The sequence below is a fragment of the Arthrobacter sp. StoSoilB13 genome (assembly GCF_019977255.1).
In the GTDB taxonomy this organism is placed as follows: Bacteria; Actinomycetota; Actinomycetes; order Actinomycetales; family Micrococcaceae; genus Arthrobacter.
This window is the reverse complement of the sequence record NZ_AP024647.1, coordinates 1,146,136-1,165,690: the sequence shown is the minus strand read 5'-3', so window position 1 is coordinate 1,165,690 and position 19,555 is coordinate 1,146,136. Positions and strand designations below refer to the sequence as shown.

The 19,555-nt window shown below is 63.0% G+C and carries 15 protein-coding genes, 1 pseudogene and 1 riboswitch; of the genes and pseudogenes, 13 read left to right on the top strand and 3 right to left on the bottom strand.

Features of this window, described 5'->3' with window-relative positions; all coding sequences use genetic code 11:
• The first annotated feature begins 349 nt into the window (after positions 1 to 349).
• Both smc and ftsY read left to right on the top strand, forming a co-directional pair.
• Positions 350 to 3,934, top strand: coding sequence for a chromosome segregation protein SMC (smc, locus tag LDP01_RS05520; RefSeq protein ID WP_224090797.1), 3,585 nt, complete (start codon positions 350 to 352; stop codon positions 3,932 to 3,934).
• Between the two features lie 20 nt (positions 3,935 to 3,954).
• The gene (gene ftsY / locus LDP01_RS05515) at positions 3,955 to 5,163 is read left to right on the top strand and encodes a signal recognition particle-docking protein FtsY (RefSeq protein ID WP_224090795.1); all 1,209 of its coding nucleotides are present in this window, start codon (positions 3,955 to 3,957) and stop codon (positions 5,161 to 5,163) included.
• A 76-nt stretch (positions 5,164 to 5,239) separates the two neighbouring features.
• On the opposite strand, the gene LDP01_RS05510 is transcribed toward ftsY, so the two are convergent.
• Positions 5,240 to 6,460 (bottom strand): MFS transporter, encoded by a 1,221-nt coding sequence (locus LDP01_RS05510; RefSeq protein ID WP_224090793.1) that lies wholly within the window; start codon positions 6,458 to 6,460, stop codon positions 5,240 to 5,242.
• 227 nt (positions 6,461 to 6,687) lie between these two features.
• Here LDP01_RS05510 and LDP01_RS05505 point away from each other — a divergent pair, with 227 nt between their 5' ends.
• Positions 6,688 to 8,007 (top strand): ammonium transporter, encoded by a 1,320-nt coding sequence (locus tag LDP01_RS05505; RefSeq protein ID WP_224090792.1) that lies wholly within the window; start codon positions 6,688 to 6,690, stop codon positions 8,005 to 8,007.
• Entirely contained in the window at positions 8,004 to 8,342 is a 339-nt protein-coding gene (locus LDP01_RS05500; RefSeq protein WP_223933265.1) for a P-II family nitrogen regulator, read from the top strand. The genes LDP01_RS05505 and LDP01_RS05500 overlap by 4 nt, the downstream gene beginning before the upstream one ends.
• Positions 8,343 to 8,492: 150 nt before the next feature.
• On the opposite strand, the gene LDP01_RS05495 is transcribed toward LDP01_RS05500, so the two are convergent.
• On the bottom strand, positions 8,493 to 9,893 hold the full coding sequence (locus LDP01_RS05495) for a glucose-6-phosphate dehydrogenase (RefSeq protein ID WP_224090791.1): 1,401 nt from the start codon (positions 9,891 to 9,893) through the stop codon (positions 8,493 to 8,495).
• A gap of 171 nt (positions 9,894 to 10,064) precedes the next feature.
• On the opposite strand from LDP01_RS05495, the pseudogene ffh reads away from it, so the two are divergent.
• Both ffh and LDP01_RS05485 read left to right on the top strand, forming a co-directional pair.
• A pseudogene (gene ffh / locus LDP01_RS05490) lies at positions 10,065 to 11,643 on the top strand (signal recognition particle protein).
• 109 nt (positions 11,644 to 11,752) lie between these two features.
• Complete coding sequence (locus LDP01_RS05485; protein WP_224090790.1) at positions 11,753 to 12,475, top strand: alpha/beta fold hydrolase; 723 nt, start codon at positions 11,753 to 11,755, stop codon at positions 12,473 to 12,475.
• Here the strand turns inward: LDP01_RS05485 and thiC are convergent.
• Positions 12,458 to 14,305: a phosphomethylpyrimidine synthase ThiC gene (gene thiC, locus LDP01_RS05480; protein ID WP_276573606.1), complete on the bottom strand. Its 1,848-nt coding sequence runs from the start codon at positions 14,303 to 14,305 to the stop codon at positions 12,458 to 12,460. The two genes, LDP01_RS05485 and thiC, sit on opposite strands and share 18 nt — an antisense overlap.
• Positions 14,301 to 14,408, bottom strand: a riboswitch (TPP riboswitch). (Overlaps the previous gene by 5 nt.)
• A 97-nt stretch (positions 14,409 to 14,505) precedes the next feature.
• Between thiC and LDP01_RS05475 the strand changes: the two genes are divergently transcribed.
• The 7 genes from LDP01_RS05475 (at position 14,506) to trmD (ending at position 19,435) form a co-directional block, all read left to right on the top strand.
• On the top strand, positions 14,506 to 15,588 hold the full coding sequence (locus tag LDP01_RS05475; protein ID WP_224090785.1) for an amidohydrolase family protein: 1,083 nt from the start codon (positions 14,506 to 14,508) through the stop codon (positions 15,586 to 15,588).
• A 77-nt stretch (positions 15,589 to 15,665) separates the two neighbouring features.
• Positions 15,666 to 16,538 carry a VOC family protein gene (locus LDP01_RS05470; protein ID WP_224090784.1) on the top strand — a complete coding sequence of 291 codons (873 nt, stop codon included), beginning with the start codon at positions 15,666 to 15,668 and terminating at the stop codon, positions 16,536 to 16,538.
• A 111-nt stretch (positions 16,539 to 16,649) separates the two neighbouring features.
• On the top strand, positions 16,650 to 17,102 hold the full coding sequence (locus tag LDP01_RS05465) for a hypothetical protein (RefSeq protein WP_224090783.1): 453 nt from the start codon (positions 16,650 to 16,652) through the stop codon (positions 17,100 to 17,102).
• A gap of 188 nt (positions 17,103 to 17,290) precedes the next feature.
• The gene (rpsP, locus tag LDP01_RS05460) at positions 17,291 to 17,710 is read left to right on the top strand and encodes a 30S ribosomal protein S16 (RefSeq protein WP_017199647.1); all 420 of its coding nucleotides are present in this window, start codon (positions 17,291 to 17,293) and stop codon (positions 17,708 to 17,710) included.
• Between the two features lies 1 nt (position 17,711).
• Positions 17,712 to 17,954, top strand: coding sequence for an RNA-binding protein (locus LDP01_RS05455; protein WP_144659985.1), 243 nt, complete (start codon positions 17,712 to 17,714; stop codon positions 17,952 to 17,954).
• 131 nt (positions 17,955 to 18,085) lie between these two features.
• Complete coding sequence (rimM, locus tag LDP01_RS05450; protein ID WP_224090781.1) at positions 18,086 to 18,637, top strand: ribosome maturation factor RimM; 552 nt, start codon at positions 18,086 to 18,088, stop codon at positions 18,635 to 18,637.
• Positions 18,638 to 19,435: a tRNA (guanosine(37)-N1)-methyltransferase TrmD gene (gene trmD, locus LDP01_RS05445; RefSeq protein ID WP_224090779.1), complete on the top strand. Its 798-nt coding sequence runs from the start codon at positions 18,638 to 18,640 to the stop codon at positions 19,433 to 19,435. It abuts the gene before it with no gap.
• Positions 19,436 to 19,555 lie beyond the last annotated feature (120 nt).

Below are 19,555 nucleotides of genomic sequence, written 5' to 3'. Positions count from 1 at the left end.
ACGCCAATTGCGAATATGGGTCCGCGTCTAGCGCACGGTCCCTGCTTGCCGCTCCCCAGCCAGGGTCAAACCAAGATCTTCAGTTATGGAATACGGGTTCTGCACTTGGCTGATCGTTTCCGAATATCTGGACCGTATCCAGCCTTAACCCGAGGGACCTTCAGGTCAAAGCCGGATCACCGGAGCGAATCCGCCAAGTAACCCTTGGCAGGAGTGTAGGGGCGCGGCATCCCTGCCGCAAGGCTTTCCCGTTACAGATCCATGGATTTCGGCCAAACGGCAGTAGATTTAGGGAGATACAGCCGCCCCCGAGGGCTGACAACAGGCCATCCAGGAGAACCGAACCGCCTTGCATTTGAAAAGTCTGACTGTCCGCGGATTCAAGTCGTTTGCGTCGGCCACGACGTTCGACTTCGAGCCCGGCGTCACCGCAGTCGTCGGTCCCAACGGTTCGGGCAAGTCCAACGTCGTGGATGCCTTGGCCTGGGTCATGGGGGAGCAAGGCGCCAAGACACTGCGCGGCGGCAAGATGGAAGATGTCATCTTTGCCGGCACGTCCGGCAGGCCTCCTTTGGGACGCGCCCACGTTTCCCTGACCATCGACAACGCGGACAACGCGCTTCCCATTGAGTACAGCGAAGTCACGATTTCCCGCACACTTTTCCGGACCGGAGGCTCCGAATACGCCATCAACGGTGCGCCCTGCCGGCTCCTGGACATCCAGGAGCTTTTGTCCGATTCCGGACTGGGACGCGAGATGCACGTGATAGTCGGCCAAGGCCAGTTGGACCGCGTACTACACGCGACACCTGAAGACCGCCGCGGTTTCATCGAGGAAGCCTCAGGTATCCTCAAGCACCGGCGCCGCAAGGAAAAAACCGTCCGTAAGCTCGAAGCCATGCAGGCCAACCTGGCCCGTCTTGGCGACCTCACCGCAGAGATCCGACGCCAGCTGACACCCTTGGGCAAGCAGGCAGAAATCGCCCGGCGTGCACAAACAGTCCAGTTCGATGTCAGGGACGCCCGCGCCCGGCTCCTCGCCGACGACCTCGTAGCGCTGACATCGAGCCTGGAGCAGGACGTCGCAGACGAAGCCGCCCTCAAGGAACGCCGCCAGGTGGTCGAGGCAGAACTGGGCCACGGCCGGCAACGCCAAGCCGCATTGGAACAGCAGGCAGCGGAAGCAACCCCCCGGCTCAACGCAGCGCGGGACAACTGGTACCAGCTGTCGGCGGGCCGTGAGCGGCTCCGCTCGCTGGGTTCCCTGGCAGCCGAACGTCGCCGGCTGCTGGGCTCCTCGGAACCTGTACCGGACTCCGGCCGGGACCCCGAACAGCTGGAGCGCCAGGCGGCGAAGGTCCGCGGGGAACAAGCGGCCTTGGAACACGACATCCTCGCCAAGCAGGCCGCCCTCCTGGAAGCAACAGTGGCGAAGGACTCTGCTGAGGCGCTCGCAGCCGCCGAGGACAAACGGCTGACTGCCATGCTAAGGGCAGCTGCCGACCGTCGTGAAGGTCTGGCCAGGCTCGCAGGCCAGGTCGCGGCCGCACGCTCCAGGGCAGAAGCAGCGGAGGCCGAGCGCGGCCGGCTCCGCGAATCACTGGCTGCGGGCAACGAGCGACGCCGCCACGCTCAGAGCGAATTCGCTGCACTCGAATCGCAGGTTGCAGGGGTTGAAGATGGCGAAGAGAGCCTGGACGCCGAGTACGAGAATGCCACTGAGGCTCTGGACTCCGTGCTGGCGGAGATCGAAGAGCTGAAGTCCGCGGAACGGGAAGCACTTCGTCAGCGGGATGCCCTGACCGCGCGCCGCGATGCACTTCTTTTGGGACTGAACCGCAAGGACGGCTCGGAGCGTCTGCTCACTGGCGATGTCAAGGGGATCCTCGGGCCGCTGGCCGGGATGCTGGCCATTGAGCCCGGTTATGAGGCCGCGATAGCAGCCGCGTTGGGCTCGGCATCGGACGCGCTCGTGGTAGGGGACTCCACTGTCGCCGTCGCCGCGATCCAACTGTTGAAAGAGGACGACGCCGGCAGGGCCGCCTTGCTCTTGGCCAACGCCGACCGTGGGGCTGGCGAAGCAGCATCCCCCGTGGAGCTGCCGGTTGGCAGCAGATGGGCAGTGGACGTCCTCAAGGTCACCGAACCAGCTGCCCAGGGTGCCTTGGCCCTGCTGGCCGGGACCGCCGTCGTCGACGATCCGGCAGGGGCGGCAGCGCTGATTGGTGAACACCCGGAACTCAAGGTGGTCACCCGTACGGGCGACGTCTTCACCTCGCTGACCGCCCAGGGCGGTTCAGCCACGGCGCCCTCCCTGCTGGAGATCCAGGCAGCAGTGGACGACGCCGTGGCCGGCCTCCAGGAGGTTACGGCACGGTTGGAGCGTGGACGGTTCGCCCTGGCCGGGGCCGAAGCCCGTCGCGCCGAAGCCCAGGACCGGGCAGATGCGGCCTTGGAAAGGCTGCATGAATCCGATGCACGCCTTGCTGCCGTAGCAGAGCGCCTGGGCCACTTGAACTCCCTTCTTCGCAGCGCGGTGGGTGAAAGCGAACGCCTGGAGGCATCACTGGCGCGTGCCGAAGCGAACATTGCAGAAGCCCGGTTGGACCTTGAAGTCGCGGCTGAGCGGCTCGCCGCCGCCCAGGAGGCTCCGGACGAGGAACCCTCCACGGATCGGCGGGACGAACTCGCGGCGCAGGCGCGCTTGGCCCGTTCCAACGAAATGGAAGCCCGACTTGCCCTCCGCACGGCAGAAGAACAAGTAGGCGCTGTCGCTGGCCGGGCGGCCTCACTGGAACGCGCAGCGGCTACGGAGCGGCGGGCCCGTGAAGAGGCGGCCCGGCGGGCGCAAAGGCGGCGCGCCCAGGCCCAACGTGCTGGTGCAGTGGTGTCGGCCGTTGAGCAGGCGCTTCGCTTCATCGATATATCAGTGGATCTCGCCGGCCATGAACGCGACCTTGCCGAGCAAGCGCGCGAGCAACTGGAGAAGGAACTCTCGGGCGTGCGTTCCGGAAACGATTCGCTGGCAAAGGAACTCGCCGAACTTACCGACTCTGTGCACAAGGACGAGATGGCAAGGACCCAACAGCGTCTTCGAATCGAGGCGTTGGAGGCCCGTTCCATCGAGGAACTCGGACTATCGGCTGAACAGCTCGTTGCAGATTACGGACCCGATCAACCTGTCCCACAGTCGGCTGCCGCAACCACGGACAAATGGGCGGAACTCCGTGCGCCGGTGGACGAAACGGGTGCACCGCTCGTGGAGGGAATTCCCTTCGACCGGGCTGAGCAGGAGAAGAGGCTCAAAAAGGCTGAACGGGAACTGGCGGCACTGGGGAAGGTCAACCCCCTGGCCCTGGAAGAGTTTGCCGCCCTTGAGGAGCGCCACCAGTTCCTCAGTTCGCAACTGGAAGACCTCAAGTCCAGCCGTAAGGACTTGCTGGACATCATCAAAGAAGTGGATAACCGCGTCCAGCAGGTCTTCACCGAAGCCTTTGCCGATACCTCTGCACAGTTTGACCGCGTCTTCGCACGGCTCTTCCCAGGCGGCGAGGGCAGGCTGGTCCTGACGGATCCAAACGACATGTTGACCACTGGCATCGAGGTGGAAGCCAGGCCGGCAGGCAAGAAGATCAAGAGGTTGTCCCTGCTCTCCGGCGGCGAACGGTCACTAACCGCTGTGGCACTGCTGGTGGCGATCTTTAAAGCCAGGCCGTCGCCGTTTTACGTCATGGACGAAGTCGAAGCGGCCTTGGACGACACCAACCTTGGCCGGCTCATCACGATCTTCGAAGAGCTTCGGGAGTCCAGCCAGTTGATCGTCATCACGCACCAGAAGCGCACCATGGAAGTGGCCGACGCCCTCTACGGCGTCACGATGCGTGGCGACGGGGTGTCCACCGTCATCAGCCAACGGCTCGGTGCCGGGGCATAGCTTTATGAGAAGGTAGGGGAGTGAACGATTTCCTACCCATAATTCTGTCCATTGTCGCTGCGCTCGTCGTGGTCGGCGGGCTGGTGCCGGTACTGATGAAGGCCCGGAAGTCCGGTGCCAACTACCCTGGAACGCGGGACGCCAATGACCCTGTTAAGTCATCGGCTGCAGGCAGCGGAACCCTTGTGGAGGACCGGCCGGATGCCGTAACAGCACCTCCTGCCCCTACCTTCGACGAAAGAGTCGAAGGTGCTGATGTACCGGATGATGCAGCCGGGTTGGAGACCATCGCTGTAGAGACGCCGGCGCCTGTGGAAGGCCGCCTGACCCGCCTTCGCGCCCGTTTGGTGAAATCGAACAATATTCTGGGCAAGGGTCTGCTGGCTCTGCTGTCCGGGGACAAAATCGACGAGAACGTGTGGGACGAGGTTGAGGAGACCCTGCTCCTGGCCGACCTCGGCACCGAGCCCACCATGCAGTTGGTCGATGCCCTCCGGGAACGCGTTAAAGTGCTGGGCACCCGCAGTCCGGAGGATGTCAAAGCCATGCTCCGCGAAGAACTCATCAAGCTCGTGGATCCCACGATGGACCGTTCCCTCAACGTCGAGCGCAAGGGTGACCGACCCGCCGTCGTGCTTGTTGTTGGTGTCAACGGCGTGGGCAAGACCACTACCGTCGGCAAACTGGCGCGCGTGCTCGTGGCCGAGGACAAGGACGTGCTGCTTGGTGCAGCGGACACTTTCCGCGCCGCAGCTGCTGAGCAGTTGGCCACGTGGGGCCAGCGTGTAGGCGTACCCACCGTCAAGTCCGACATCGACGGCGCCGACCCCGCCTCGGTTGCCTACGAAGCCGTCAAAGCGGGCATCGACCAGGAGGTCGACGTCGTCATGGTGGATACCGCTGGCCGCCTGCAGAACAAGACCGGCCTCATGGACGAACTCGGCAAGGTCAAGCGCGTGATCGAGAAACTGGCTGAAGTGGACGAGGTCCTGCTGGTCCTTGACGCCACCACTGGTCAGAACGGCCTGAACCAGGCACGGGTTTTTGCCGAGGTGGTCAACATCACAGGTATTGTGCTGACCAAATTGGATGGCACGGCCAAGGGCGGCATTGTGGTCGCCATCCAGAAGTCGCTGGGTGTGCCTGTCAAGCTCATCGGTCTCGGCGAAGGTCCGGACGACCTCGCGCCGTTCGAAGCGGAGGGCTTTGTGGACGCCCTGCTTAACTAGTTCCCGCTCAACCAAAGTCTCCACGCTGGCTGGCCGGCAGCGGTGGTCCTCAGTGAGGGCAATCGCTGCCTGCCGGTCAGTTTTTGCTTTTAAGGGGTTCCCGCGCCACCAGCCACGCAGCGGCGGTGAGCAGCAGAACTCCGCCCGTGACAGCGAAGGCGAGCCCGTAGCCGAAGCGGTCGGCGAGGATCCCGGCTACGACAGGGCCGATGATGGCACCGGTGTCTGCGGCCATCTGGAAGACCGCCAGTACTTTGCCGCCGGAGCGTCCCCGGCCAATGACATCAGCGACAGCAGCCTGCTGCGCCGGGCCCAGCAAGCCGGAACCGAAGCCCGCCACAGCGGAAGCCGCGAAAAATGCGGGAAGGTCTGTGGTTAATCCGATGACACCGGTGGCGAGGCCAGTGATGACAAGACCGGGAACGAGCAGGGGCTTCCTGCCCCAGGCATCGGCGAGGCGCCCGGAGAACGTCAAAGCAATGGCATTGCCCACGGCAAAGACGGCCAATGCCCACGCCGCCGTCTCAGGCCGCGACTGAAGCGCCGCGACGGCAAAGAGCGGGATGGTTGCCATCCGGACGCCAAAGGTGACCCAGCCATTTCCGAAGCTGGAAAAGACAGCCGCCCGGTACGCTGAGTCGGCCAGCGCCTCCTTCAATGTCATGGGCGGAGAGGGGGTGGCAGCCTGACCGGGGGTACCCTCGCCGCTAAGCATGGTGCGGACAACCAGCGCCGCAAGGAGCAAAGCTCCCGCATAGGCAAGGAACGGTACCCGAAGGCCGAAGCCTGCCAGGAGGCCACCGACAACCGGCCCCAGGACGCTGCCTATCAGAAAGGCCGATGCGTACGCACCTGATACGTGTCCCCTGCGTTCCGGCGGTGCCAGGCGGATGAGCAGCCCCATGGCGGCGACTGTGAACATTACGGAACCCGCACCCCCAAGGCCCCGGAAAATCAGCAGCTGCCAGTAATTCTGGGCGAACGCACAGGCGGCAGTGGAAACGGCAACGATCAAGAGGCCGGATACGTACACGTTCCGCTCACCGAAGCGTCCGATGAGTGAGCCCCCCGCCGGGGCGAAAACCAATCGCATGAAAGCGAAGATGCTGACAATGACGGCGGCGGCGGTGGCGCCAACGTCGAAGGTGGTGGCGAATTGGGGGAGCACCGGCGCTACAAGCCCGAAGCCCAGCGCAATTAAGAACGCTGCCGCCAACATCACCTTGATGTCGCGGGGCAGCGGTTCCTTCTCCCGCCGGATCCTTGGATCTTCTACGGATCTGGGCGACTCAGTCATGCGGTGCGGGTCCTTCAATTCTGGGTATTTGCGGGGAAGTGTGACGCATGAAACATATCCGTAACAACGGTGATATGCACCATTTACGTTGGGGAGGTTGTTGTAACGAGCCCGCAATGTAAAACCTGCGCAGGCGAAACACGGCGGCACAAAAATCTTAAGCAGGACGCAAAACGGCGTCAGGACGGCGGTTGAACCGCAGATCTAGCAAGAGAGGAACGTGCACCATGGAACTTACCGCAGGTCACGTATGGGTCATGGTGGCGGCGGCACTCGTGCTGTTCATGACTCCCGGTTTGGCATTCTTCTACGGCGGCATGACCCGCGCCAAGGCAGCCCTGAACATGATGATGATGAGCTTCATCTCCATCGGCATCGTGGGTGTGGTCTGGGTGCTGTGGGGCGCGTCGATGAGCTCAGGCGAAGGCTTCATGGAGATCGTGGGCAATCCGTTTGCCACCTTCGGCCTTGAAGGTATCACCACACCCGATGGTTTGATCAAGGTCGGCTACGCGGCCACCTTCGCCATCATCACGGTAGCCCTTATCAGCGGCGCCATCGCAGACCGCGCCAAGTTCGGCGCCTGGAGCCTGTTCGTTCCCGTTTGGGTCACCCTGGTCTACTGCCCGCTTGCCTACATGGTCTGGGGCGGCGGCCTGTTCGGCCCCGAAGGCGCGATCGGCAACGCCCTTGGCCCGGCCATCGACTTCGCAGGCGGCACCGTGGTGCACATCAACGCCGGTGTTGCAGCACTCGTCCTCGTTCTGATCATCGGTAACCGCCGCGGCTTCGGCAAGGACCCGAACCACCGCCCGCACAACATCCCGTTCGTCATGCTCGGTGCAGCCATCCTCTGGTTCGGTTGGTTCGGCTTCAACGGCGGTGCGGCAGCCACTGCTGAGCAGGCCGGCCTGATCTGGATCAACACTCTGGCGGCCCCCGCCGCAGCCATGATCGCCTGGCTCGTCACCGAACGCATCCGCGATGGCCACCCGACCTCATTGGGTGCAGCTTCCGGTGTGGTCGCCGGCCTGGTTGCCATCACTCCCGCTTGCGCCAATGTCAGCCCGGTGGGTGCCCTTGGACTCGGTGTTGTAGCCGGTGTCGCTTCAGCCCTGGCAGTCGGCCTGAAGTTCCGCTGGGGCTTCGATGACTCCCTGGATGTTGTCGGCGTCCACCTCGTGTCGGGCATCATCGGCACCGTGGCTCTTGGTTTCATCGCCCTTCCTGTCGACGGCGTTGGCGGTGGCCTCTTCTACGGTGGCGGCATGACGCAGATGTGGGCACAGCTCGCAGCTGCCGGCGTCGCAATTGCCTTCTCGGCAATCATGACGGCCATCATTGCCTTCGCAATCCACAAGACCATGGGCTTCCGGGTCTCCACCGAGCAGGAGAGCGTGGGTGTCGACCTCAGCCTCCACGCCGAGACTGCCTACGAGTTCGGCGTCGGTGGCCACGGCGGAAGCTTCCAGCCGCTGCACGACCTTGTTACGGGCAAGTCTGAAGAGAAAGCTGCCGCCGAAGGCAAGGAGAGTGTCCAGGCATGAAGCTCATTACAGCGATCGTCCGCCCGGAAAAGCTCGAAGCAGTCCGGGAAGGCCTGGAAGCGTACGGGGTCCAGGGTTTGACGGTCAGCGCGGCAAGCGGCTACGGCCGGCAGCGCGGCTACACCGAGGTGTACCGCGGCGCCGAGTACAACGTGGACCTGCTGCCCAAGATCCGCATCGAGGTTCTTGCCACGGACGAGCAGGCAGATGACATCCTGGATGTCCTCATCGCCAGCTCCAACACAGGACGTGCCGGAGACGGCAAGGTCTGGACCGTGGATGTTTACGAAGCAGTTCGGGTTCGGACCGGTGAGCGCGGCTCAGCCGCCATCTAGGTCCTGAAACCAGGTTCATACACAAGGCGGGCCGGGTACCAGTAAAGGTACCCGGCCCGCCTTCTGCGTCCCCGGCCTGCTGAAGCAACGCGGGGTCACTTACGGCCCGTGGTGAGGCCATTTATGGGCCCTAAGTGACCCCGCGTTGCGTTAAGGCGCGACGGCGGTAGGCCAGTCCGCGGGTCCGGTGCTACCGGCGTCGTACTCATCCAACGGGACGGTGCCCCGCTCCCATGCCCGGAGCACCGGCTCTATGATTCGCCAGCAATCCTCGGCAGTGTCGCCCCTGACTGAAAGCAGGGGATCGCCGGTGACGATGCCCTCAAGGACTTCGCCGTATGGCAGCATGCCCGGCTCGTTGAGCTCGGTCACGAGGCTGGCGCGGTCCAAGGTGAAGATGTCCCCGGGGCCGTTCACATCGACGTCGAGTTGGAGGACATCCGGACCGAATCCAATCCGCAGCTGGTTGGGGGAGTCCACGCCGGAGAACCCCGTGGGCAGGTGCGGTACGGGACGGAAAGTGATCACCGCTTCCTTCCGCCGGCGCCCCATGGCTTTGCCGGAACGCAAAAGGAAGGGAACGCCCTTCCAGCGCCAGTTATCGATGTCCACCCGCACCTCGGCAAGCGTCTCGGTATTGCGGGCAGGATCAACGCCTTCCTCGGCGGTGTAGTCCGGCACTGTCCGTTCGCCGAGGGTTCCTGCCGCATAGCGTGCCCGCCGGGTTGACTCGCGGTAAGGGGCCTTGACGCTACTGGCCCTCAAGACCGTGGCCACGGCATCACGGAGGTCACGTTCATCGATGCTGGCTGGTGCATCGATCGCGATAAACGCCATGATGTGCAGCAAATGGCTTTGGATCATGTCACGCAAGGCACCAGCGCCGTCGTAGTAGCGGGCCCGTCCTTCAAGTGCCAGGTCCTCGTCGAAGACGATTTCCACCTTTTCGATGTGGTCGCGGTTCCACACAGGCTCAAGGAACCGGTTGGCAAAGCGCAAGCCAAGGATGTTCAGGACTGTGGCCTTGCCCAGGAAGTGGTCAACGCGATGGATGTGGTCCTCCGGGACCAGCGTGGCCAGCGTTTGGTTGAGTTCGCGTGCAGATTCACTGCCCGAGCCGAAGGGCTTTTCCAACACCAGGCGCGTGCCGGCTGGCAATTGCCCGCGCCGCAGGACCTCGCATGCCTTCTGGCTAACGTGGGGCGGCAGGGCGAAGTAGATGGCGATGGGTCCCTCCAAGCGTGCCAGGAGGTCTGCCAGCGGGCCGTCGACCGTGACGTCCAACTGGTGGTACTCGGTGGATTCGGCCACGTTTGCCAAGGCATTACGCCCGCCCGCATCGGCTGCCTTTGACGCAGCCGCAAATGCGCCATTGACCCTCTCCTGCCATTGTTCCGGCGACCAGGGGTCCGACCCAGCGCCCACCAGCCGCAAACCGGGCGCCCTGCCCGTGGCGATAAGCCCTGCAAGTCCGGGGAGGAGCAGCCTTCCCGTAAGGTCCCCGGATGCACCGAGGATGAGCAACGTTTTCACAGTTGTTTTGCTGGTCACTGTGCCAGCATGCCATCTTGCAGGTGCGACTTGGTACCCTAGATAGTCGAGTCCCCTGATTGGCGCAGATTTGTTGGGGTTGAGGCAAATTTGTTGGGGCAGGATTAAGTCAAGACTCTGGCGTGCCGCATTGGCCGCCAATCGCAGACCATCGAAAGAAGTGCACGGCGCGTGTTCAATTCACTCTCTGACCGGTTGACAGCAACCTTCAAGAACCTCCGTGGCAAGGGCCGCCTCTCCGAGGCTGATGTCGACGCCACCGTCCGGGAGATCCGCCGCGCCCTGTTGGACGCGGATGTTGCCGTTTCGGTGGTCCGCGAATTTACCTCGCGGATCCGCGAGCGGGCTCTGGGTGCTGAGGTGTCGGGTGCGCTGAACCCGAGCCAGCAGATCGTCAAGATTGTCAACGAGGAACTCGTGGAGATCCTCGGCGGTGAAACCCGGCGTATCCGGATGGCCAAGACCGGCCCCACGATCATCATGCTTGCCGGCCTCCAGGGTGCCGGTAAGACCACCCTTGCCGGCAAGCTCGCCAAGTGGCTGAAGGCCCAAGGCCACAGCCCCATCCTTGTAGCTTGCGACCTCCAACGGCCCAACGCCGTGACGCAGCTCCAGGTTGTCGGCCAGCGGGCAGGCGTTCCTGTCTTTGCGCCTCACCCCGGAGCCACCTCGGAGTTGGAGCACCCGGCCGGTGACCCGGTGGCGGTTGCCAGCGCCGGTGTGGCGGAAGCACGCCAGAAGCTGCACGACGTCGTGATCGTTGACACCGCCGGACGCCTCGGTGTGGACGCCGAGATGATGGATCAGGCACGCCGGATCCGCCAGGCGATCATCCCGAACGAAGTGCTCTTCGTGATCGACTCCATGATCGGCCAGGATGCCGTCAACACGGCCATGGCGTTCGACAACGGCGTTAACTTCACCGGCATCGTGCTGTCCAAGCTCGACGGCGATGCCCGCGGTGGTGCCGCACTTTCGGTTGCGTCCGTCACGGGTAAGCCGGTCATGTTCGCGTCCACCGGTGAAGGTCTGGACGACTTCGAGCTCTTCCACCCGGATCGTATGGCTTCGCGCATCCTGGACATGGGTGACGTCCTGACCTTGATCGAACAGGCTGAAAAGGCCTGGGACAAGGACGAAGCTGCCCGGATGGCGAAGAAGTTCGCCGACCAGGAAGACTTCACCCTGGACGATTTCCTGGCCCAGATGCAGCAGATCCGCAACATGGGTTCCATGAAGAAGATGCTCATGATGATGCCGGGTGCCCAAAACATCCGCCAGCAACTGGAGAACTTCGACGAACGCGAAATCGATCGCGTCGAGGCGATCGTCAGGTCCATGACGCCGCACGAGCGCGTGGCTCCCAAAATCATCAACGGCTCCCGCCGGGCCCGCATAGCAAAGGGTTCAGGTGTGCACGTCTCCGAGGTCAACGGCCTCCTGGAGCGCTTCGCCCAGGCCCAGAAAATGATGAAGAAGATGGCCCAGGGCGGCATGCCCGGTATGCCGGGCATGCCTGGAATGGGTGGCCCCGGTGGCGGCCGCAAGGGTGCCAAGAACGCTCCTAAGAAGAAGGCGCGCTCCGGCAACCCTGCAAAGGCAGCCCAGGAACTCCGGGAGGCCGAAGCCAAACGTGCCAACGCGGCCCTCGGCAGCTCCTACAGGAGCGGCGTTCGGTCAGGGCGCTGCGGACTTCGATCCGTCCACGCTGAACCTCCCCAAGGGCTTCGAGAAGTTCCTGGGCAAGTAACCCGGAACCTCCGACTCAACACTGTGACAGTTGGCGCCGTTATGAATGCACATAACGGCGCCAACTGTTTTTGGGCAGCGATGTCAGGGCTCTGGACTAGGGTGAATCCATGCACAAGCAGCGCGTAGTCTTCGTCCACGGTCTGGGGAGCTTTGGCGCCTCGGCATGGCCCAGGCAGCACGGCATGGCCCTGTCATATGACGCACTTTTCCTCCGCCGGCACGGCTTCGATCCTGTCGCTGAACCCCTGGAATCGGACGTCGCTGCGGATATCGGCATCGTCGTTGCTTCGCTGGAGGACGCCGGGGGCGGGCACGTCGTGGCGCATGAGCAAGGTGCAATCTCTGCCATGCTCGCAGCAGTTGAACGCCCGGACCTGGTGCACTCACTGACACTGGTTGAACCGGCTTGTTTATCCTTGACCGCCGAGCTGCCGGCCACCACATTCCATCGTTCGCTCATGGAGCCGTTGTTTGACGTGCGGAACCAGGTTCAGGATGCCGACTACGAACGCGAGTACTTCAGGCGTGCATTTTCGGCCGAAGCCAGTGGGCTGGACACACCCGAAGCCCGCCGTTCCGCACGTCGCCTCCGGCTTCAGGCGCCTCCTTGGGAGGCGCCCCTGCACATCGTTCCCGGCGTGCCTACCCTCGTCCTTACGGGCGGGTGGGAGCCCCTGTACGAAGAAATCGCCGGGTACCTGGAGGACACCGGTGCCCTCCGCCGCGTAGCAGCTGGAGGGCACCGGCCCCAGGACTCGGTGGATGGCGACCGGATTATTCGCTCATTTGTGGCCGATGTTGTCCGGACGAGGTCAGTTAAGGTTTCCTGACGCTCCGGCCGCGTGGGTAGAGGGGAGCTGCAGCTCAGGCAGGTACACCTTGCCACCTGAAGCCAGGAATTCTTCGCTCTTTTCCCGCATGCCGTCGTATATCCCCGCAATAGCTGCCTGCGCGTCGGCCGAACCGAACTCGTCCCTGATGTCCTGGCTGATACGCATCGAGCAGAATTTGGGTCCGCACATCGAGCAGAAGTGTGCGGTCTTCGCCGGTTCCGCTGGCAGTGTTTCGTCGTGGAATGCCTCGGCGGTGACAGGGTCCAGGGACAGTGCGAACTGGTCCCGCCAACGGAACTCGAACCTGGCCTTGGAGAGAGCATCGTCGCGTTCGTTTGCGCCGGGGTGTCCCTTGGCGAGGTCCGCGGCGTGCGCTGCGATCTTGTACGTGATCACACCGGTCTTCACATCGTCCTTGTTTGGCAGCCCCAGGTGCTCCTTGGGAGTCACGTAGCAGAGCATGGCGGTGCCGTAGCGGGCGATTTCTGTGGCACCGATTGCCGAGGTGATGTGGTCATAGCCGGGAGCAACGTCCGTGACAAGCGGTCCCAACGTATAGAAGGGGGCACCTTTGCAGAGTTCCTGTTGGCGCTCCACATTCTCGCGGACCAAGTGGAAGGGAATATGCCCGGGTCCTTCAACCATTACCTGGACATCAAATTCCCATGCCCGCTGGGTCAGTTCGGCGAGCGTGTCCAACTCGGCGAACTGGGCGGCGTCATTGGCATCTGCCGTGGCGCCCGGGCGCAGCCCGTCACCGAGGGAGAAGGCGACATCGTACTTGGCGAAGATTTCGCACAGCTCATCGAAGTGCGTGTAGAGGAAGTTTTCCTGGTGGTGCGCCAGGCACCAACCCGCCATGATCGAACCGCCGCGGGACACGATGCCGGTGACGCGGTTGGCTGTCAGCGGCACGTACCGAAGCAGCACGCCGGCGTGGATGGTCATGTAGTCCACACCCTGCTCGCACTGCTCGATCACGGTGTCGCGGAAGATCTCCCACGTGAGTTTATTGGCCTCGCCGTTGACCTTTTCCAGGGCCTGGTAGATCGGGACAGTTCCGATGGGCACGGGGGAGTTGCGGATGATCCACTCACGCGTGGTGTGGATGTCATCGCCGGTGGACAGGTCCATAACGGTGTCGGCACCCCATTGGGTGGCCCACTGCAGCTTGTCTACCTCTTCGGCAATGGAGCTCGTGACGGCGGAGTTGCCGATGTTGGCATTGATCTTGACCAGGAATGCCTTGCCGATGATCATCGGCTCGGATTCCGGGTGGTTGATGTTGTTGGGAATGATGGCCCGGCCTGCGGCGACTTCACTCCTGACGAGTTCAACATCGCAGTTCTCACGCAGCGCCACGAACTGCATTTCAGGCGTGATGATGCCCTTCCTGGCGTAGTGCATCTGGGTGACGGTCTTGCCTTCGACGGCGCGGCGGGGCACCGGCTGCGCGCCCTTCCACTCAGCTGACGCTGCGCCTCGGCGGACGGCCGACTTGCCGTCGTCGAGCAGGTTCCGTTCGCGGCCGGAGTAGGCTTCCGTGTCGCCCCGGCCCTCAATCCATGCGGCCCGGAAGGGCTCCAGGCCCACTACGGGATCACTGCCGGGCCCCGCGGTCCGGTACACCTGCAGCGGAGCGTTTGCCTCCCCGTTGGGGGACGGTTCCAGCGCGATTTCCGTGACGGGGACGCGAATGCCGTTGGCGGGGTCTTCCAGCCAGGCCAGCGAATGGGACTTCAGCGACTGCGTGACGGTTTCAGCCGCCTTTTCGCTGCTGTTGGCCTGGTTTTCGGCAGGGCTGTGCTGTGTTTCGGTGGTGCTCAAAGGATTACTCACTTCCTTCGCCGGCATTACCCGGACAGGTTCAACGGTCGCAGACTGCTTCAGTCCGATCTCAGCCCCTGCAGGGGCCCCCGTGTGGTCGTAGACGAAGCTACCACAGCTCCCGATCCGTGGCCCAGTCATGATCCAAACGCAGACCCGTCGGTAAACCTGTGTCATGCAGGGCAGATTAGGCTTTTGCCATGGCCAACATCATCGAATTCACCGGTCCTGTGCTTGTTGCAGGAGACGACCAACGGCACGGGCTGTGGTCCGTTGATGGCAACCTGACGTTCGAACGTCCCGTTGCCGCACCCGATTCCATACTGGAGGGATGGGTCCTCCCTGGGTTTGTGGACGCCCATTGCCACATTGGACTTGGCGTCGGCGGGGCAGTTGATGAGCAGACAACCCTTGCCCAGGCCCAAGCCGACCTGAAAGCCGGCACGTTGTTGATCCGTGACGCCGGCTCGCCAAGCGATACACGCTGGGTTCAGCGGCGGGAGGATCTCCCACGGCTGCTTCGTGCCGGGCGCCACATCGCCCGGAGCCGGCGTTACCTGCGTGGATTGGGTCACGAAGTGGAGCCCGGCGAACTCGTGGAGACAGTCCGCAAGGAAGCCCGGGATGGGGACGGTTGGGTGAAACTCGTGGGCGACTGGATCGATCGCGGTGCCGGCGACCTCGCGGTTTCCTTCCCTCGGAACGTGGTGCGGGATGCGATTTCTGCCGCCCACGACGAAGGGGCCAGCGTGACGGCCCACTGCTTCGCTGAAGACACTATTGATGACATGCTCGACGCCGGGATTGACTGCATTGAGCACGCCACCGGCCTTTTGCCCCGGCACATTCCCCGTCTGGTGGAGCAGTCTGTCCCGATTGTTCCTACGTTGGTAAACATCGCGACTTTTCCGGATATCGCCGTCCAGGCCGCACCTAAGTTTCCAGTCTACGCCGAGCACATGACCCGGCTCTGGGAGCGACGCCGTGAACGGGTGCTCGAGGCCTTTGAAGCCGGTGTTCGCATCTACGCGGGAACGGATGCAGGGAGCGTGATCAAGCACGGCAGGATCGCTGATGAAATGCAGGAGCTTTACGACGCCGGCCTGCCAGCCACTGCCGTACTGGACGCCGCCACGTGGGGCGCACGGGAGTGGCTGGGAGCCGAGGCCATCAGCGAAGGGGCAAGTGCCGACGTCGTGCTGTGCCGGGATGATCCCAGGGAGAACCTCGCAACTGTGGCAAGCCTGAACCATGTAGTCCTTCGCGGGAAAGTGGTCTATTAGGAATAAATTGAAGCTTCAAGTAATTTAGATAGGTAGAACGTGCCGAAGGGCGGCCACCTATGAACCGGGAGCTTCACATGACGACGACATCCAACCAGGATCTCCTTCCTGCCGAACTCACCATGGGCACGGTCATGCTCAAGGTCGGCGATATGAAGGTCATGAGTGACTACTATCAGCGGGCCTTGGGCTTGGAGATCGTGGCCGAGCAGGATGGCGGGCTGTACCTGGGGCGACTGGGCAAGCCTGTAGTCCACCTCGCTCCCGCGGCCGGCCTGCAGATTCCAGGCCGTGGGGAAGCGGGGCTTTTCCATACCGCCATCCTGTTCCAGGACCAGCCTTCCCTGGCAGCCACCATCGCCACGGCGGCACAGTACGAACCGCGCGCCTTTGTGGGCAGCGCCGACCATTTGGTGAGTGAAGCGTTCTACTTCACCGATCCGGAAGGCAACGGCATCGAGCTCTACTACGACAAGCCGCGCGATGTCTGGCAGTGGGATGGCAAGAATGTGGTGATGGACAATGTTGCCTTGCCGCCGCAGCGTTTCCTCCAGCAGCACTTGAGCGAGGCTGCCGTGACTGGCCAGCGGGAAGCCGCTGCCGGCGTCGGGCACGTGCACCTTCAGGTAGGCGACGTGCAGACCGCCCAGGATTTTTATGTGGACACGCTGGGTTTTGAGAGGACTGCGGGCTGGCATGGGCAGGCGTTGTTTGTTTCTGCGGGCGGCTACCACCACCATATGGCGATGAACGTATGGAACAGCCGTAGGGCCGGGCCCCGCAGGGATACGCTGGGCCTGGGCGAAGTCCTGATCGAGGTTCCATCTGCCGAGGATGTCGCCGCACTGGCTGACCGGCTGAAAGTTGCGTCCGTGGCGAACCACCATACGGGCCTGGAGTTGCAGTTCGAAGACCCCTGGCGCAACAAGCTGCGCGTGGCAGTTCGCTAAGCAACCTCCCACTGCCTTTTCGAGGGCATGGGCCGGGACTGCACTAGGCTGGGTCTTGACGGTATTCGCCCCCCCCCCGGGCCCTTGCCGGCGCCCCGTCAGCACGAACGAATGAGAGCACTCTCCATGGGCTTTGCCGAAATTTTTGTAGCCACCCACGATGAAGCCCTCAAGAGGGCGGCTGCCCTGGACCGGGGCGCCGACGTTACCGGCCCCGCCGTCAGGATCGATGGCATCACCGACTTTGAGGTCGAGCAACTGGGTGACCTTGCCGGCAAAGCCGTTCATGCTGCCGGCGCAGACTACGAACTGGCGTTGGTGGACGTCACCAGCGACGCACTCCTTGGTGTTCCAGAGGCGATGGTGAGGGCGCTTGCCGAGCTGCTGACGTACGAAAGCGAAGGCGACGGGAACGTTCTTGACGACGTCGCTGCGGCCTGGGCAGCGCAGGAAGACATGCCTTTTGGCGCGGACGAATCGCGTCGGTACGTGCAGCAGTTGGCCTCCTTGGCTACTGACGTGGAAAAAGCGGAGCGGTCAGGGCTCTACGTCTGGTCTGTCTGACCGTTGGGGCCGGGAGTGGCGAAAGTCGTAATTACTTCCCGCATCTGGCACAATGGTCAGGTACTTGATTGGCACGGCCCCTCTCTCCGTGCCCAAATCTTGTCCTTTCGAACCCCCAAGTATGGCCCGCCCCACGGGTGCAGAACGTCGGGTTCAACCCCGTTTCAGAAACAGGAGTGACCACAAAAGTGGCCGTAAAGATTCGCCTTAAGCGCTTCGGTAAGATGCGCGCACCGTACTACCGCATTGTCGTCATGGATGCCCGCGCCAAGCGCGATGGCCGTGCCATTGAAGAAATCGGCAAGTACCACCCCACCGAAGAGCCGTCGTACATCGAAGTCGCTTCCGAGCGCGCCCAGTACTGGCTTTCCGTTGGCGCCCAGCCGACCGAGCAGGTTGCCGCGATCCTTAAGATCACCGGTGACTGGCAGAAGTTCAAGGGCCTGCCGGGCCAGGAAGGCACCCTGAAGACCAAAGCTCCGAAGGAAGCTTTCGTAGCCCCGGAGAAGGGTTCCGTCATCATTCCGGAAGCCATCACCAAGAAGGCCAAGAAGGACGAAGCCGAAGCTCCGGCCGAGGCTGAAGCAGAGACCACCGAGGCTGAGTAAATTGCTGGCAGAAGCGCTCGAGCACTTGGTCCGTGGGATCGTTGACAGCCCTGAGGATGTCAAGGTCAGTGCCAGGAACAACCGCCGCGGGGAATCCCTTGAGGTGCGTGTTCACCAGGAGGACCTCGGACGGGTGATCGGCCGTCAGGGACGTACCGCACGCGCATTGCGCACTGTGGTTGCAGCCCTGGCAGGTGGCGAGCAGGTCAGGGTCGACGTCGTCGACACCGATCGTCGCCGGTAACGCGCTCAGCAATACTTGTCTTAGATCCGGCCCCTTCACCGAATATGGTGGAGGGGCCGGATTGCTTTATCGATCATTTCACTTCCGCTGCTGCCCGGCAGCGCGGGCACAACGAGAATTCAGAGGAACCCATGCAGCTCCAGGTGGCCCGGATCGGCAAACCCCATGGCATACGCGGCGAGGTGACGGTGCAAGTGCTCACCGACGCCCCCTCCGAGCGCTTCGTCGCTGGAACCGAATTCGTCGTCGAGCCGGCCTCTGCGGGCCCGCTGACCATCCGAAGCGCCAGATGGAACAAAGACATCCTCCTGCTGGGCTTCGAAGAGATTGCAGATCGCAACGCCGCCGAGGCCATCCGTGGTGCGAAGCTTTTCATCGAAACCGAAGAACTCGATGACGAAGACGACGAAGGCTGGTATGAGCACGAACTCGTAGGGTTGGAGGCGCGGGTTGGCTCACAGGTTGTGGGCAAAGTTGCCGCTCTGACCACACTGCCGGTCCAGGACCTGTTGACCATCAAGACGGAGGAAGGGAAGGAAATCCTGGTTCCCTTCGTCGATGAGATCGTGCCTGAGGTCAACATCGAGGACGGCTTCATTCTCATCACACCGCCTGCTGGTCTCTTCGAAATCAACGATGACACGGCCGGGGAGTCCAGGGACGGCGCCGGGGATGATGCCTGAATGAGGATCGATGTCGTCAGCATCTTCCCTGAGTACCTTGCCCCGCTTGAACTTTCGCTGATAGGCAAGGCACGCCAGGATGGGCTCCTGGAACTTAACGTCCACGACCTCCGGACGTTCACCACTGACAAGCACCGGACCGTGGACGACACTCCTTACGGGGGCGGCGCCGGCATGGTGATGAAGCCCGAGCCGTGGGCGCAGGCGCTCGAGTCGGTCGCCGCGGTTCGTGAGGGCACCAAGCCTGTGCTGATCGTGCCTTCGCCGGCAGGGGAAAGGTTCACCCAGGCCCTTGCCTATGAGCTCGCCGAAGAGGAACAGCTGGTCTTTGCCTGCGGGCGGTACGAGGGAATTGACGAGCGCGTCATCGACTGGGCCCACGAGCACTTCACAGTGCGGCCTGTCAGCCTTGGCGACTACGTACTCAATGGCGGCGAAGTTGCTGTCCTGGCCATGGTGGAAGCCATCGGTCGTTTGCTTCCAGGCGTGGTGGGCAATCCCGAATCGCTCGTTGAGGAATCCCACTCGGACGGCCTCCTGGAGTATCCGGTGTATACCAAGCCGTCCTCATGGCGGGACCACGAAGTGCCTCCGGTCCTGCTCAGCGGCAATCACGGAAAAATCGCGCAGTGGCGGCGTCACGAACAGTTCCGTCGCACTGCCGAGCGCCGTCCGGACCTCCTTGACCACTTCGACGCCGGGCAGTTGAGTCGTGCGGACCGCAACGCACTCGCGGACCTGGGTTACGACGTCGTGGATGGTCGCCTGCGCCGCCGCACGGAAAGCAGTGCGACATAGCGGACCCGCTGCCCGCCCCGGGCATCGCGAGTCAGCATAGTTGGCCCGATGCCGAGGCATGTGGCAGAATTAACCCTTGTGTCTGCTGGGCCAGCACCTGCCACAGGGGGAGCGAAGCCA

Bases quoted from the DNA above. Each gene is read 5' to 3' on its own strand.
- LDP01_RS05510 (WP_224090793.1), bottom strand. From the start codon at position 6,460: ATGACTGAGTCGCCCAGATCCGTAGAAGATCCAAGGATCCGGCGGGAG.
- LDP01_RS05505 (WP_224090792.1), top strand. From the start codon at position 6,688: ATGGAACTTACCGCAGGTCACGTATGGGTCATGGTGGCGGCGGCACTC.
- LDP01_RS05500 (WP_223933265.1), top strand. From the start codon at position 8,004: ATGAAGCTCATTACAGCGATCGTCCGCCCGGAAAAGCTCGAAGCAGTC.
- LDP01_RS05485 (WP_224090790.1), top strand. From the start codon at position 11,753: ATGCACAAGCAGCGCGTAGTCTTCGTCCACGGTCTGGGGAGCTTTGGC.
- LDP01_RS05475 (WP_224090785.1), top strand. From the start codon at position 14,506: ATGGCCAACATCATCGAATTCACCGGTCCTGTGCTTGTTGCAGGAGAC.
- LDP01_RS05470 (WP_224090784.1), top strand. From the start codon at position 15,666: ATGACGACGACATCCAACCAGGATCTCCTTCCTGCCGAACTCACCATG.
- LDP01_RS05465 (WP_224090783.1), top strand. From the start codon at position 16,650: ATGAGAGCACTCTCCATGGGCTTTGCCGAAATTTTTGTAGCCACCCAC.
- rimM (WP_224090781.1), top strand. From the start codon at position 18,086: ATGCAGCTCCAGGTGGCCCGGATCGGCAAACCCCATGGCATACGCGGC.
- trmD (WP_224090779.1), top strand. From the start codon at position 18,638: ATGAGGATCGATGTCGTCAGCATCTTCCCTGAGTACCTTGCCCCGCTT.